The organism is Pseudomonas sp. S2_F07 (assembly GCF_054668325.1).
Genome location: NZ_CP162758.1, coordinates 2991107 through 3005127, shown reverse-complemented (window position 1 = coordinate 3005127; position 14021 = coordinate 2991107). Strand labels below are relative to the sequence as shown.

At 58.9% G+C, this 14021-nt stretch carries 14 protein-coding genes; 8 read left to right on the top strand and 6 right to left on the bottom strand.

Annotation, left to right across the window (positions count from 1 at the left end):
- Positions 1-141: 141 nt before the first annotated feature.
- Together AB4O40_RS13525 and AB4O40_RS13520 are read right to left on the bottom strand one after the other, a co-directional pair.
- Positions 142-1995: an Lnb N-terminal periplasmic domain-containing protein gene (locus AB4O40_RS13525; protein ID WP_460054194.1), complete on the bottom strand. Its 1854-nt coding sequence runs from the start codon at positions 1993-1995 to the stop codon at positions 142-144.
- Positions 1996-2088: 93 nt separating this feature from the next.
- Complete coding sequence (locus AB4O40_RS13520) at positions 2089-2577, bottom strand: DUF3015 domain-containing protein (protein ID WP_008052053.1); 489 nt, start codon at positions 2575-2577, stop codon at positions 2089-2091.
- 278 nt (positions 2578-2855) lie between these two features.
- Here AB4O40_RS13520 and AB4O40_RS13515 point away from each other — a divergent pair, with 278 nt between their 5' ends.
- Complete coding sequence (locus tag AB4O40_RS13515; protein ID WP_056728717.1) at positions 2856-5294, top strand: Lon protease family protein; 2439 nt, start codon at positions 2856-2858, stop codon at positions 5292-5294.
- 241 nt (positions 5295-5535) lie between these two features.
- Entirely contained in the window at positions 5536-5877 is a 342-nt protein-coding gene (locus tag AB4O40_RS13510; protein ID WP_008052055.1) for a PA4575 family protein, read from the top strand.
- 6 nt (positions 5878-5883) lie between these two features.
- Here the strand turns inward: AB4O40_RS13510 and AB4O40_RS13505 are convergent, their stop codons facing one another.
- Positions 5884-7713: a hypothetical protein gene (locus tag AB4O40_RS13505; RefSeq protein ID WP_056728715.1), complete on the bottom strand. Its 1830-nt coding sequence runs from the start codon at positions 7711-7713 to the stop codon at positions 5884-5886.
- 172 nt (positions 7714-7885) lie between these two features.
- On the opposite strand from AB4O40_RS13505, the gene AB4O40_RS13500 reads away from it, so the two are divergent.
- The 3 genes from AB4O40_RS13500 (at position 7886) to AB4O40_RS13490 (ending at position 9616) form a co-directional block, all read left to right on the top strand.
- On the top strand, positions 7886-8374 hold the full coding sequence (locus AB4O40_RS13500) for a TIGR00645 family protein (RefSeq protein ID WP_007970904.1): 489 nt from the start codon (positions 7886-7888) through the stop codon (positions 8372-8374).
- 212 nt (positions 8375-8586) lie between these two features.
- Positions 8587-8877 (top strand): DUF6482 family protein, encoded by a 291-nt coding sequence (locus AB4O40_RS13495; RefSeq protein WP_008052057.1) that lies wholly within the window; start codon positions 8587-8589, stop codon positions 8875-8877.
- A 121-nt stretch (positions 8878-8998) separates the two neighbouring features.
- Positions 8999-9616: an FKBP-type peptidyl-prolyl cis-trans isomerase gene (locus AB4O40_RS13490; RefSeq protein WP_008052058.1), complete on the top strand. Its 618-nt coding sequence runs from the start codon at positions 8999-9001 to the stop codon at positions 9614-9616.
- Positions 9617-9750: 134 nt separating this feature from the next.
- Here the strand turns inward: AB4O40_RS13490 and AB4O40_RS13485 are convergent, their stop codons facing one another.
- The 3 genes from AB4O40_RS13485 to AB4O40_RS13475 form a co-directional block, all read right to left on the bottom strand.
- The gene (locus AB4O40_RS13485; RefSeq protein WP_008052059.1) at positions 9751-10008 is read right to left on the bottom strand and encodes a PA4570 family protein; all 258 of its coding nucleotides are present in this window, start codon (positions 10006-10008) and stop codon (positions 9751-9753) included.
- A 204-nt stretch (positions 10009-10212) separates the two neighbouring features.
- Positions 10213-10554, bottom strand: coding sequence for a zinc ribbon domain-containing protein YjdM (locus AB4O40_RS13480; protein ID WP_008028840.1), 342 nt, complete (start codon positions 10552-10554; stop codon positions 10213-10215).
- A 185-nt stretch (positions 10555-10739) separates the two neighbouring features.
- The gene (locus tag AB4O40_RS13475; RefSeq protein ID WP_056728713.1) at positions 10740-11708 is read right to left on the bottom strand and encodes a polyprenyl synthetase family protein; all 969 of its coding nucleotides are present in this window, start codon (positions 11706-11708) and stop codon (positions 10740-10742) included.
- A 239-nt stretch (positions 11709-11947) separates the two neighbouring features.
- On the opposite strand from AB4O40_RS13475, the gene rplU reads away from it, so the two are divergent.
- The 3 genes from rplU (at position 11948) to cgtA (ending at position 13974) form a co-directional block, all read left to right on the top strand.
- Positions 11948-12262 (top strand): 50S ribosomal protein L21, encoded by a 315-nt coding sequence (gene rplU / locus AB4O40_RS13470; RefSeq protein ID WP_003176051.1) that lies wholly within the window; start codon positions 11948-11950, stop codon positions 12260-12262.
- Between the two features lie 35 nt (positions 12263-12297).
- Positions 12298-12555 carry a 50S ribosomal protein L27 gene (gene rpmA / locus AB4O40_RS13465; RefSeq protein ID WP_003281574.1) on the top strand — a complete coding sequence of 86 codons (258 nt, stop codon included), beginning with the start codon at positions 12298-12300 and terminating at the stop codon, positions 12553-12555.
- Positions 12556-12750: 195 nt separating this feature from the next.
- Positions 12751-13974: an Obg family GTPase CgtA gene (cgtA, locus tag AB4O40_RS13460; RefSeq protein ID WP_008052064.1), complete on the top strand. Its 1224-nt coding sequence runs from the start codon at positions 12751-12753 to the stop codon at positions 13972-13974.
- The last annotated feature ends 47 nt before the right edge of the window (positions 13975-14021 follow it).

The following is a 14021-nucleotide window of genomic DNA, read 5'->3' as shown; positions in this document are numbered from 1 at the left end:
GCATGCATTTTGTCGAACACCACATAACCCCCTGTGGGAGCGGGCTTGCTCGCGAAAGGGGCGTGTCAGCCAGCATCAATGTTGAGTGGCATATCGCATTCGCGAGCAAGCCCGCTCCCACAGGGTAAGTGGTGTGTCAGGTCAGTAGTGATACCACTTCAGCTCAAGCATCACTTCGTTCTCGGCCGTTGCCAAATGGCTGAACTCACGCTGGGCGCTCAAGCGCAGTCCGAGATTGCGGGATATTTCCCACTGTTGATTCAGGCTCAGGCTGCGGCGCACTTCACCATTGGTGAAAAAGTCGCCCTTGGCTTCCAGGCTCAAATTGCCCAGAGGGTTTTTCCACAGCACACCACTGTTGAACCCGGCGGCCGGGGCAATGAACGCGGCGAAGTCGCTGTTGTGCTCGATACGCACGGTGCCCAGGGCAAAACCGAGCAGGTCATCGCCCAGTTGCCAGGTGCCGCCACCACCGCCGTTGACATGGCTGACCAGGGTCTGGTCATCGTGCTTGCCCGGCACCCGCTCCAGGCCACCAGTGACTTGCCATGACAGCGGTTGCAGCAATTCGTTACGCGGGGTCAGGGAGCGAATGGTCGCCAGGTCCAGTTGCTGCACTTGCCAGTCATTGCCTTCGTACTGACGCAGTTTCAATTGCAGGATTTCGATCTGCGCGCCAAGGGGAAAGCTTTCGTTGTTGTCATTGAGGTCGTGATAAGCCATGCGCAAGCCGTACTCGCCAAAGGCTTTATCTCCACGGGTGCCGAGGCCGAGCTGCCAGGTGCGGGACTCGTGACCGTCTTCAGGCAGGCCCGGTTGCGGGATATCCAGCTCCGGCGCCGGGTTCTGGTTGATTGCCCGCAGCAGTTCGAAGCTGCGCTGGGCGCGCGCCGGGTCGCGCTCCTGGCCATTGGCGCGGTAACGCTCCAGACGATAGGCCGCATCGATAATCAGCGCCTGACGGTCGCGGGGTTGCGCCTTGAATGCCGGGTCCTGCAATTGTTTCTGATCGGCGCTGACTTTCAGCACCCATTGCTGCTCTTCAGGGTCCAACGGCTCGGCGCGGCTGAGCAACTCGCGCTCCCGGGACGGACGATACTGGATCGATTCCACCAGCCCAGCCGCTTTCACGGCTTTGACGGTGTCGGTCGGGATGGCCGTGAGCGGGAATTGCTCGGTCAGGCGCAGGCCCGGGCGGGCCACTTGCAGCAGTTCCAGCAAGCGGTACGAGCAGTTTTCGTCGAAGAAGAAATAGTCGAACTTGATCTGCTTGAGCTCCCAGACATGCTCGACCATGCGCGCGGTTTCCTGCCGGGTCAGGTTCAGGCGGTACTCCCACAGGTCGCGGTTTTCCAGGCTGCGGTATTCCGAGAGTTTTTCCTGGTAGGGCACCATCGCGAACAGGCCGGGATAGCCGCCCATCAGGCCTTTCCAGGCATAGATGATGCTGTTGTCCGAGCCCTCGATGTAGGCGCCGAAGTTGATCGCGTAACTGAGCAGCGAAGTCTTGTCGCTCTTCACTTCGGCCTGGTCAATGCGCAACAGGGTATGGCCGAACATCGAGGACGGGCTGTTCAAGTAGGCCGCCGGGAAGATCATCACCGCGCTGTCGGGCGAGACGTCCTTGAACCATTGCTTGAATCCGGCGCAGTCCGGCGTTGGCAGGCCGGCCAGGCCGAGTTGTTCTTTCAGCCAGCGGGTGCGGGCCGGGTAGACGCATTGAGCGTGTGTTTCACCGGCACTGGCCGGGGCGTACAAGGCTTGTACAGTCGCCGCCAGTTCATGGTCCGGATGTTCATTGCCGTCAGCGGCGAGGAAAAATTTCCGGTCACTGACATAGCTGCGCCAGCCACCGAGCTTGGCGGTTTCGTAATGGCCCAGGGAGATCCAGAAAGGGTCGTTGGCCAGTTGCTGCAAACGTTGTGGATCGATGTGAGGCGCGGCGGACAGCGGGGCGCAGACACACAGCGCCAGCCAGGCAAGGCGTTTGAGCATAGAGGGCAACTTAAATACTTGAGAAAAAGACCCAAAGAGGGGCAGGTCCAAAAAATAAAACCCGCTTCCCGAAAGAAGCGGGGCGGGTCGAGCTTAAGCCTGAGTCGCGTACTTGGCCAGACGAGGGTCGGCTTTGAGCACGGCCAGGGTGTTGGTATGCACGTCTTCTGCAGTCACGTCAGCCTTGCTGAAGATCTGCTGGAAGTGTTCGTGAGTGACGGCGGCGAAGTGCGCACGGTCTTCCGGCGCCACGCCCAGTACCACGGCATAGGTGGTCAGCGCTTCGCCCTGACCCTTGGCCATGTCTTCGGACAGCTCGTTCATCATGCCATTCATGGCAAACCAGGATTTGCCGCCATAGGTCAGCGCCGAATTGGTTGCGCAACCGTTGGTGCCTGAGGTCATGCCGAAGGTTGCGTTGCCGGAGGTGCCGTTGGTGGTGGATGCCAGGAAGTGAGCTGGAGTACCACGCTGGCCTTCGAACAGCATGTTGCCCCAACCGCAATCCGGACCGCCTGGCGCTTGCGCCATGGCATTGATGGATACAGCGGTGAAGAGAGTACCAAGAAGAATCCGTTTCATAGCTTTGTTCTCTTTGTGTGCATACCAATAGACAAGGGAGTCTGGCCCGTTCCGGTGCCAGTGGGCCGGGCATTAGCCCAGCCGCGCAGTTTGGAGTTTAGGCACGATCACGGGGTTCCGTGATTTTTTGCAAAACATTCATGGGAAACACCGGCGCAAGCCCGGCCCGCCTGGGGTTGGCCGATTGACAATGCTCAGGCCTGCGGCGCTCCTTGCCAGTCGGGCATGGGCAGCGCCAGAATGCTGCCATCTGCCCCGCCTGATTGTAAGGAAGCCCGATGCCTGATCCTGTTGCTGCCAGCTTGCGTCTAGCGCCCGAAGCGCTGACCCGTCCGTTTTCCGCTGAACAGTTCAGCTTCTCTACCACCAATGATCTGGAGCCCTTTCGCGGTGTGCTTGGCCAGGAACGTGCGGTCGAAGCCTTGCAGTTCGGTGTGGCCATGCCACGCCCCGGTTACAACGTATTCGTCATGGGCGAGCCCGGCACCGGCCGGTTCTCGTTCGTCAAACGCTACCTCAAGGCCGAAGGCAAGCGCCTGCAGACCCCGGCGGACTGGGTCTATGTCAACAACTTCGATGAACCGCGCGAACCACGTGCCCTGGAGTTGCCGTCGGGCACTGCCGGTAACTTCATTGGCGATATCAACGTTTTGATCGACAACCTGCTGGCGACATTTCCGGCAGTCTTCGAGCATCCGTCCTACCAGCAGAAGAAAAGCAGCATCGACCGCGCTTTCAACCAGCGCTACGACAAGGCCCTTGACGTCATCGAGCGTCTGGCCCTGGAAAAGGAAGTCGCGCTCTACCGCGACGCCAGCAATATTGCCTTCACCCCGATGAGCGATGGCAAGGCGTTGGACGAGGCTGAATTCGCCCAGTTGCCGGAAGCCGAGCGCGAGCGCTTTCACGAAGATATTTCGGCACTGGAGGAGCGCCTGAACGAAGAGCTCGCCAGCCTGCCGCAATGGAAGCGCGAATCGAGCAACCAGCTGCGTCATCTGAACGAAGAAACCATCACCCTGGCCTTGCAGCCATTGTTGTCGCCACTGTCGGAGAAGTACGCCGAGAACGCGGCGGTCTGCGGTTATCTGCAAGCGATGCAGGTGTACTTGCTCAAGACCGTGGTCGAGCAACTGGTGGACGACAGCAAGACCGACGCTGTCGCCCGCAAGTTGCTGGAAGAACAATACGCGCCGAGCCTGGTGGTCGGTCACTCGGCCAGCGGCGGTGCGCCGGTGGTGTTCGAGCCGCACCCGACCTATGAAAACCTTTTCGGTCGCATCGAATACAGCACCGATCAGGGCGCGCTGTACACCACCTACCGCCAACTGCGACCGGGTGCCTTGCACCGGGCCAATGGCGGTTTCCTGATCCTTGAAGCGGACAAAATGCTCAGCGAGCCGTTCGTGTGGGACGCGCTGAAACGCGCCCTGCAATCGCGCAAGCTGAAAATGGAGTCACCGCTGGGTGAACTGGGGCGTCTGGCCACCGTGACCCTGACACCGCAACACATACCGTTGCAGGTCAAGGTCGTCATCATCGGTGCCCGTCAGCTGTATTACACGCTGCAAGACCTCGATCCGGACTTCCAGGAGATGTTCCGCGTCCTGGTGGATTTCGACGAAGACATCCCGATGGTCGACGAGAGCCTGGAGCAGTTCGCCCAGTTGCTCAAGACCCGTACTTCCGAGGAAGGCATGGCACCGCTGACAGCCGATGCGGTGGCACGCCTGGCGACCTACAGTGCGCGTCTGGCCGAGCATCAGGGGCGTTTGTCGGCGCGTATCGGTGATTTGTTTCAACTGGTCAGCGAGGCGGATTTCATTCGTCACCTGGCTGGCGATGAAATGACCGACGCCGGGCACATCGAACGTGCGCTCAAGGCCAAGGCCACGCGGACCGGGCGGGTGTCGGCGCGGATTCTCGACGACATGCTGGCCGGGATCATCCTGATCGACACTGACGGCGCGGCGGTCGGCAAGTGCAACGGCTTGACCGTTCTGGAGGTCGGTGACTCGGCCTTCGGCGTGCCGGCGCGGATTTCCGCCACGGTGTACCCCGGCGGCAGCGGTATTGTCGACATCGAGCGTGAGGTCAACCTCGGCCAGCCAATCCACTCCAAAGGCGTGATGATCCTTACCGGTTATCTGGGCAGCCGCTACGCCCAGGAGTTTCCGCTGGCGATTTCCGCGAGCATCGCCCTGGAGCAATCCTACGGTTATGTCGATGGCGACAGTGCTTCCCTGGGCGAGGCCTGCACCCTGATCTCGGCCTTGTCGAAAACCCCGCTCAAGCAGTGCTTCGCCATCACCGGTTCGATCAATCAGTTCGGCGAAGTGCAGGCGGTTGGCGGGGTCAACGAGAAGATCGAGGGCTTCTTCCGTCTGTGCGAAGCCCGCGGCTTGACCGGCGAGCAGGGGGCAATCATTCCTCACGCCAACGTCGCGACCCTGATGCTCGACGAGAAGGTGCTGACGGCAGTGCGTGCGGGGCAGTTCCATGTCTACGCGGTCCGTCAGGCCGACGAAGCCTTGAGCTTGCTGGTCGGCGAACCGGCCGGCGAGCCGGACGAAAATGGCGAGTTTCCTGAAGGCAGCGTGAACGCGCGAGTCGTGGAGCGCCTGCGGGTTATCGCGGAAATGATCAGTGAGGATGATCTCAAGGAAGCCGAGAAGGAGTTGGCGCAAGAGGCATTGGCGGAAACCAAACCGGCTTGATGCAGTAACCCATGTGGGAGCGGCGCACCGCCGCTCCCACATTTGTTTGTGTGAATACTGGAAAAGCGTCGTCGAAATGACGTCAATATTCACACTATGACCATTCGGCGCCTTTCGGTCTCGCCCTGGCCTGCAAGCCGGACTTTTCTTCTATTCTCTGCTCAAGGATATCGACGTAATCACAGGATCGAAACAGCCTTCCCATGGGGGCTGAATACCGGATCTACCGAGGGTCGCCGCCATGTCGCGCAACCTCTGCCTTACCCGTCAATGCCTGGGCCTTGTGACCCGTATCGAATGTGCCATCCGTCCATTGGCGGGAGATACGGGCATGTGGACTCTGCTGTTCGCCGCCGGAATGGCCGGTGAGCAACCTTCGGCCATCAAGGCCCAAGGCCCGTTTCATGGTCCGTTCGTCGCTGAATCAATCCTCGACACCATCGTTGAAAGCCTGACCCTGCACGGCTACGAATTGGCCGACGATCCGCAAATCTGGTGCCTGCACCTGCAAGCCCAACTGCGGGAAATCAATGGTGGTCGCTGCCGGAACATGGGCGGTTTCGAGTTTCACCCTGAGCACTGAGTGGCACTATTGATCAAGGCGCGTCATGTCGGCCTTGTCGAGTTTGACTTCGAAACCATATTGCACGGTGGCGAGGTCAGTGCGCTGGTAGGTTTCCAGGCGCGTAGGCTGCCCATAGAAATAATGCACGGCAAACTGCGCCGGACCCTGTGTGCTCGCGCCATGGCTGACCGATAGAATCTCCTTCAAGTAATTACCGCTGTCGTCCTTGGCGAAAAAGCGCCAGTCCTGTGCGGGAAATGCCTTCAGGTCCACCACCAGTGCATTGTCTTTGAGCGCGAGGCCCTTGGGCAGTTGACGGGCATCGACGGTTTGCTTGTCGACCGCGGCCAGGAACAGCGGCATCGAGCCCACCGCATAGGCCGGAGTCTGCGGAAACAGATTCAGGTCGTAAGTGATGGTGCCGCGCAGGGGGTCGATCTGGTACGCCTCTGACGGCAGTTCGATCGGCTCGTCGCGTTTTCCAAGCGTGTCTTCGGTAAAGAAGCTCACCGGACTTTCGCCGGGGTTGAACGATGTGCCGAGCAGTTCATCGTTGAAGGTGCGCAGGTGAGTGAATTCGATTCGCGCAGCGCTGGGGTCGTCGACCGACTGACTGATGCTGACGTTCTTTTTCAGTTGATCCTCACTCAGCGTTGCCCCTTTCAGCCAGCTCGCCGCCTGATCGTCATAGACCACCACGGACAGGTTCAAGGGCTGGATGGACTTGTCCGTGGTATTGGCATCGAAGCGCCGGATCGGCAGGTCGAGGTCCTTTCGGGTGACCGTGACGGCGGAAAAATCCAGCATGCTGACTTCGAGGGTTTCGATTGTCCCGTTGAAGTACACCTTCGAATAATGTCGTGCCTGCTGTTTCTCAAAGTTGCGTTGTTCTTCGTCGAGCTGTTTTTCCAGGGCCTCGCTCCAGCTCTTTTGCTGCTGCATCTTGGCCAGTTGCTGCTGATAGAAGGCAATTTGTACTGAGGTTTCGTTGATTGAGCCGGCGCGCGCGATGAATTGCCCGGTGCTGTCCCTGGCCTGGACGATCAGCGGGTTGAGCGGAGTTTCACTGACTTCGGGGGCCAGCGGCGCGCTGTTGTTGTATTCGATTTCTGCGTAGCTGTTCGTCAATGCCAGCAGGGTGACGCTCAGGTTGTCATTGGTGCGGGTCTGGCCTACGTCCTTTTTCGTCAGGTCGAAGCTGTACAGGCGACGTGGCGCGATGACTTCGACCTTGCCTTGCAGGCTCACCGGTTGCGGTTGTTGCTTTCTGTCGATGTCGAGGCCTTCGATGAAGGGGTAGGCCACGGTCAGGTCATCGGGGTTGGTCAGGTTGGAACTTGATGGGCTGAGCTGAATGCCGGGGTCGGTTTCCGACCATTCCGGCTGGAACGCAATCACCCGTTTGTTGCTCAGCGTGACCGACTGCCATTCCAGGCCATGGGGAAACAAAAACGCTGCAGGAACGCTGAAAGTGAAGGGGAACACTGGTTGCAGATCGGTCAGGTAGTCGGAACTGGAGTCCTTTTGCAGCACGAACAATCCGTTGATGTAGGTGTCGACCAGGGCCTGCGGGTTCGGGTAGTGCTTGAGCATGGCGAGGGCGTCTTCGCCGTATTCGGTTTCCATCGGCTTGCTGTCGAGCTTGAGTTGCGCGCGTTCGAGCAGCAGCAGCGAGCCGCCCAGCTCCGACACGGCATCCTTGAGCTTCGGATCCTGGATGGCGTCCAGCGACTTTTCGAATTGCGCGGTTTTTTCTTCGAGGCTGACCTGGCGTTTTTCGTCGCTGGGCGAGCAGCCGCTCAGCAGCAACGCCAGGCAAATTCCGGCACTCGTCAAAGGCAATCGCACATCCATTTTCCAGTCTTCCTGTCCGACATCACTGAGCAATCAATGATTTGGACACTAGCAGAAAAACTTTGATACACAGGCGCAGGTGGCGGATTTTTCGACGGTTTCTGGCAGCTTCTGGCTATAGGCGGGCGGCTGGTATACTCGCCGCCGTTTTCAGCCCTACTTGTGAGATTCAATGGAACGCTTTATCGAAAATGCAATGTACGCCTCGCGCTGGCTGTTGGCGCCGATCTATTTCGGTCTGTCCCTCGGGCTGTTGGCGCTGGCACTGAAATTCTTCCAGGAAGTCTTCCACGTCATCCCGAACGTGTTTTCGATGGCCGAATCGGACTTGATCCTGGTGCTGCTGTCTTTGATCGACATGGCCCTGGTGGGCGGTTTGCTGGTGATGGTGATGATTTCCGGCTACGAGAACTTCGTCTCGCAACTGGACATCGACGACAGCAAGGAGAAGCTCAACTGGCTGGGCACGATGGACTCTTCGTCGCTGAAGATGAAGGTGGCGGCATCGATCGTGGCGATCTCGTCCATTCACCTGCTGCGCATCTTCATGGACGCCAAGAACGTCGATCCCGAGCATCTGCAGTGGTACGTGATCATCCACATGACCTTCGTGGTCTCGGCATTTGCCATGGGTTACCTGGATAAAGTCACCAAGCACTGATCCGGACCGGCTCCCTTTGTGGCGAGGGAGCTTGCTCCCGCTGGATGGCGAAGTGATCCCGCTTTTTTGGGGCCGCTACGCAGCCCGGCGCGAGCAAGCTCGCTCGCCACTAGCTCCTGCAGTAACAGACAAACGGTCTGGCCGGTGGCTTGTGCTTTGATGCGCCGAAGCCTATCCCTGTAAAGAGGCTCGCTACTGCGTGAGGTGCGCTCATGAACCTGCAAGAGTTGAATGCGTATGCCGTCGCCGGGAAGGTCGATGAGCTGAACCTGATCTCGATGGAGGGCGGGATCTACCTGCTGGAGGCGCGGATGCATGGCACGGCGTATCCCTTGAGCGATACGCGCGGGCACATGATGAGCCTGCGTTCGGTGGAGCATGCCCGTGATGTGCTGCGCTCCTTTCCAAAGTTGCACTTCAATCTTGTGCACACGGTCGTGCATGACGAAATGTGCGGCCTGGTTGCCGATGTGGAGGAAAACCTGAAGGTGCCGATCGCCTGAGGCCCCTCATCAATGGCATGACATCTGTGCTAGTCTGCTGGCCCTTTTGGTTCCGGGCGCTCCGGGACGCGCTGTGCACGCATGGCAAGTTCCCGAGCCGTCCGCACAGCGGAGCAGTGTCATGTCCGAAGTAAATCTGTCCACCGACGAAACCCGCGTCAGCTACGGCATTGGCCGTCAGCTGGGCGACCAACTGCGCGACAACCCGCCACCGGGCGTAAGCCTGGACGCGATCCTGGCAGGTCTGACCGACGCGTTCGCCGGTAAGCCAAGCCGTGTGGGTCAGGAAGAAATGTCCGCCAGCTTCAAAGTCATCCGCGAAATCATGCAGGCCGAAGCTGCAGCCAAGGCTGAAGCGGCTGCTGGCGAAGGCCTGGCCTTCCTGGCTGAAAACGCCAAGCGTGACGGCATCACCACTCTGGCTTCCGGCCTGCAGTTCGAAGTCCTGACCGCTGGTGAAGGCGCCAAGCCATCCCGTGAAGATTCCGTGCGTACTCACTACCACGGCACCCTGATCGACGGTACTGTGTTCGACAGCTCGTACGAGCGCGGCGAGCCTGCGGAATTCCCGGTTGGCGGCGTGATCGCCGGCTGGACCGAAGCCCTGCAACTGATGAACGCCGGCAGCAAATGGCGCCTGTACGTGCCGAGCGAACTGGCTTACGGCGCTCAAGGCGTTGGCAGCATCCCGCCGCACAGCGTACTGGTGTTCGACGTCGAGTTGCTGGACGTTCTGTAATACCCGGCCCGATATGACGTCGGGCTAATGTGGGAGCGAGCCTGCTCGCGAAGACGGAGTGTCAGTCAGCATAAGTGTTGAATGTCAGATCGCTTTCGCGAGCAGGCTCGCTCCCACAGTTTCTTCGGTGATTTTCATATTTCGATCTTGTGGTGCAGTTCACTGTGCGGGCGCAACGCCCGGGCATAGCAGAACAGAAACAGATTACGCACCAGTTCCTTGAGCACCACCGGCTCGCTGGAACTCAGGCCATTGAGATCAAGATCACCCTGGTCCTGCAGTTCACTCAAGGCTTCTTCTTCAAGCACCGCACAGACTTCCCCGGTTTCCCGATGCAGGATCCTGAGGTAAGGGTGTGGGCGGTCCAGCCAGGCATCGATCAAGTAAGTCATGGTTCTCATCTCCATTGAAGGGCTTTATGAGAATAATTCTTATTCATCAAATAGCAAGGGTCTATTGGCGGTTTGCGCTTTTTTCCGGGTAAAGATTGCGTCAGGTCAAATCGACTGGCGTTTGGCTATTGCGAGGATTTACTGGGTGAAGCGGGGAGGGTGAGACGCCATCCCACGCCGGGCGCGGGATGGGTAACAGCAGGCTCAGACTTTTCTGACGAACTCGGACTTGAGTTTCATCGGGCCGATGCCGTCGATCTTGCAATCGATGTCGTGATCACCATCGCACAAGCGGATGTTCTTGACCTTGGTGCCGACCTTGACCACCAAAGACGTACCCTTGACCTTGAGGTCCTTGATTACGGTGATGGTGTCGCCGTCCTGCAGGACGTTGCCGACCGAATCCTTTTTCACTGCGTCATCGGACGCAGCTTCGGCTTCACCGCTGGCGGACCATTCGTGGGCGCACTCGGGGCAGATCAGCTGGGCGCCGTCTTCATAGGTGTATTCGGAATTGCATTTTGGGCAGGGTGGCAACGTGCTCACTAAGGCTCCTTGGATTCAGGATCGTTAAAAGCGCACATTATATAGGGTTTTAGCGGGGAGGGGGTGCAGCGTGGAAGAACCTGTGGGAGCGGGCTTGCTCGCGAAGACGGAATGACATTCAACATCTCTGTCGACTGTCACGCCGCATTCGCGAGCAAGCCCGCTCCCACAAGGGATATTCGTGGTCAGTGCGTACGCGCGACCGCGAACTCGCTCAGTTCAACCAGTGCATCACGGTACTCGCTGGCAGGCAGCGCTTCGAGGCACTTGATCGCACGGGCCACATAGTCACGGGCCAGTTGCGCGGTGTACTCCAGCGAGCCCGAGGCTTCCACGGCTTCGCGGATGCTTTCCAGGTCTTCGATCCCGCCTTTCTGGATCGCCTTGCGCACCAAGGCGGCCTGTTCCGGCGTACCTTCGCGCATGGTGTAGATCAGCGGCAGGGTCGGCTTGCCTTCGGCCAGGTCGTCACCGACGTTCTTGCCCAGGGTTTCGGCATCGCCTTTGTAGTCGAGCAGGTCATCGACCAGCTGGAAGGCCACGCCCAGGTGATCACCGAATGTACGCAGGGCTTCGGACTGTTCCGGCGAGGCCTGGCACAGGGCGGCGGCACTGTGGGTCGAGGCTTCGAAGAGCATCGCGGTCTTGCCGCGGATGACTTCCATGTAGGTTTCTTCGGTGGTGCTGGCGTCACGAACCTTCGACAGCTGCAACACTTCGCCTTCGGCGATGATGCGCGTGGCTTGCGAAAGGATCTTCATCACCGGCATCGAGCCCAGTTCGACCATCATTTCGAACGAGCGCGAATACAGGAAGTCGCCGACCAGTACGCTGGGCGCGTTGCCCCACATGGCATTGGCGGTCGAGCGGCCACGGCGCATGCCGGACATGTCGACCACGTCGTCATGCAGCAGGGTAGCGGTGTGCAGGAACTCGATGGTCGCGGCCAGCAGGCGCAGTTCGTCGCCCTCACGGCCAAGAGCCTTGCCACACAACAGCACCAATAAAGGACGCAGGCGTTTGCCGCCGGCCGAGGTAATGTAATCGCCGATTTTCGATACCAGCGGCACTCGGGAAGTCAGCTGCTTCTTGATGATGCCGTCGACGGCGCTAAAATCGTCCGCGACCGCGCGGTAGAAAGCTTGGGGTTGCATCAGCGACAGTCGCTCCAGAAGGGTTGCGCGGCATGCTAGGACCCACGCTTGCAGGTGTCAAGGCGCGATGGACGGCCCCTTGCAAGGCGCTCGTGCCTTGCGTACAATCGCGCACCCTGAACTTCCTGGGCAGCACCTGCCTTACGCAATTGCAAGCGGGCCTCCAGCCCCATGCAGCCATGCCAGCCAATACCTCTTCTTATAAAGAGCTGGGTGAGCAGGATTATCGGAGAAATACCATGTCTTATGCAGTAATCGTTACTGGCGGCAAGCAGTACAAAGTCGCCCCAGGTGAATACCTGAAGATCGAAAAACTGGAAATCGCTACCGGCGAATCCGTTACCTTTGATCGCGTTCTGTTGGTTGCCAATGGCGACGACGTGAATATCGGCGCTCCAGTTGTTGCTGGCGCTACCGTTGTGGCTGAAGTGATCTCCCAAGGTCGTCACGATAAAGTCCGCATCATCAAGTTCCGTCGCCGTAAGCACCACATGAAGCGTATGGGCCACCGCCAGTGGTACACCGAGATCAAAATCACCGGTATTCAGGCTTAATTACAGCCTAATTCCTCACTAGGAGAATTGAACTCATGGCACACAAAAAAGCTGGTGGTAGTACCCGTAACGGTCGCGACTCAGAAGCCAAACGCCTTGGCGTGAAGATGTATGGCGGCCAGGCTATCAAAGCAGGCAACATCATCGTGCGTCAGCGCGGCACCCAATTCCACGCTGGCTACGGCGTTGGCATGGGTAAAGATCACACCCTCTTCGCTAAAGTCGAAGGCGTGATCAAGTTCGAAGTAAAAGGCGCCTTCGGTCGTCGTTACGTGAGCGTAGTCGCAGCTTAATTGCGCGATCGCTGGAAAAGCCCTGTCTCGCGACGGGGCTTTTTCGTTTGTGGGGTGAGTCTCTTGCAAAGCTGTTTGTATGGGCTGTCGGCGTACGATGTAGGTATCGTGGTTCAGGGTCGCTGCGCTCATTTTTGCAAGAGTCTTATGTCTTGATTGTTTTTCGGCTCGTCCGTATGGCGAGAGGCGTTTGTTATGAAGTTTGTTGATGAAGTATCGATTCGCGTAAAGGCTGGTGATGGCGGCAATGGCGCCATGAGTTTCCGTCGGGAAAAATTTATCGAGAACGGTGGCCCGAACGGCGGTGATGGCGGTGACGGCGGTTCCATCTACATGATGGCCGACGAAAACCTCAACACCCTGGTGGACTACCGTTACACCCGGCACTTCGATGCCGAGCGTGGCTCCAACGGCGGCAGCACCGACTGCACCGGCAAGAAGGGTGAAGACCTGATCCTGCGCGTTCCGGTCGGCACCACGGTGATCGACTCCGCGACTCAGGAAGTCATCGGCGACCTGACCAAGGCCGGTCAGAAGTTGATGGTAGTGCAGGGCGGCTGGCACGGTCTGGGTAACACCCGTTTCAAATCCAGTACCAACCGCGCGCCGCGCCAGACCACTCCGGGCAAGCCGGGTGAGCAGCGCGACCTGAAGCTGGAAATGAAAGTACTGGCTGATGTCGGTCTGCTGGGCTTGCCGAACGCTGGTAAAAGTACCTTTATTCGTTCGGTTTCGGCTGCCAAGCCGAAAGTTGCCGACTACCCGTTCACCACGCTGGTGCCGAACCTGGGTGTGGTCAGCGTCGATCGCTGGAAGAGCTTCGTCATTGCCGATATTCCGGGTTTGATCGAGGGTGCTTCCGAAGGTGCTGGCCTGGGCATTCGCTTCCTCAAGCACTTGGCGCGCACGCGTCTGCTGCTGCACCTCGTGGACATGGCGCCGCTGGATGACGCCAGCGCACCGGATGCCGCTGAAGTGATCGTCAACGAGCTGATCAAGTTCAGCCCGTCCCTGGCGGAGCGTGATCGCTGGCTGGTCCTGAACAAGTGCGACCAGATCCTTGATGAAGAGCACGATGCTCGCGTCAAGGAAATCGTTGATCGCCTGGAATGGACGGGTCCGGTCTACGTGATTTCGGCCATCTCCAAGCTTGGTACCGAGCGTCTGTGCCACGACATCATGCGTTACATGGAAGATCGTGCTGATCGCCTGGCCAATGACCCGGCCTACAAGGAAGAGCTGGCCGATCTCGATCAGCGCATCGAAGATGAAGCTCGCGCGCAGCTGCAGGCGCTGGATGACAAGCGTGCCCTGCGTCGCAGCGGCGTGAAGTCGGTCCACGACATCGGCGACGATGATTGGGACGAAGAAGATGTGGATGACGAAGACGGTCCGGAAATCATTTACGTGCGTGACTGATTCGTTGCGATAAACTTAAGCGCCGCTCAATCGAGCGGCGTTTTGGT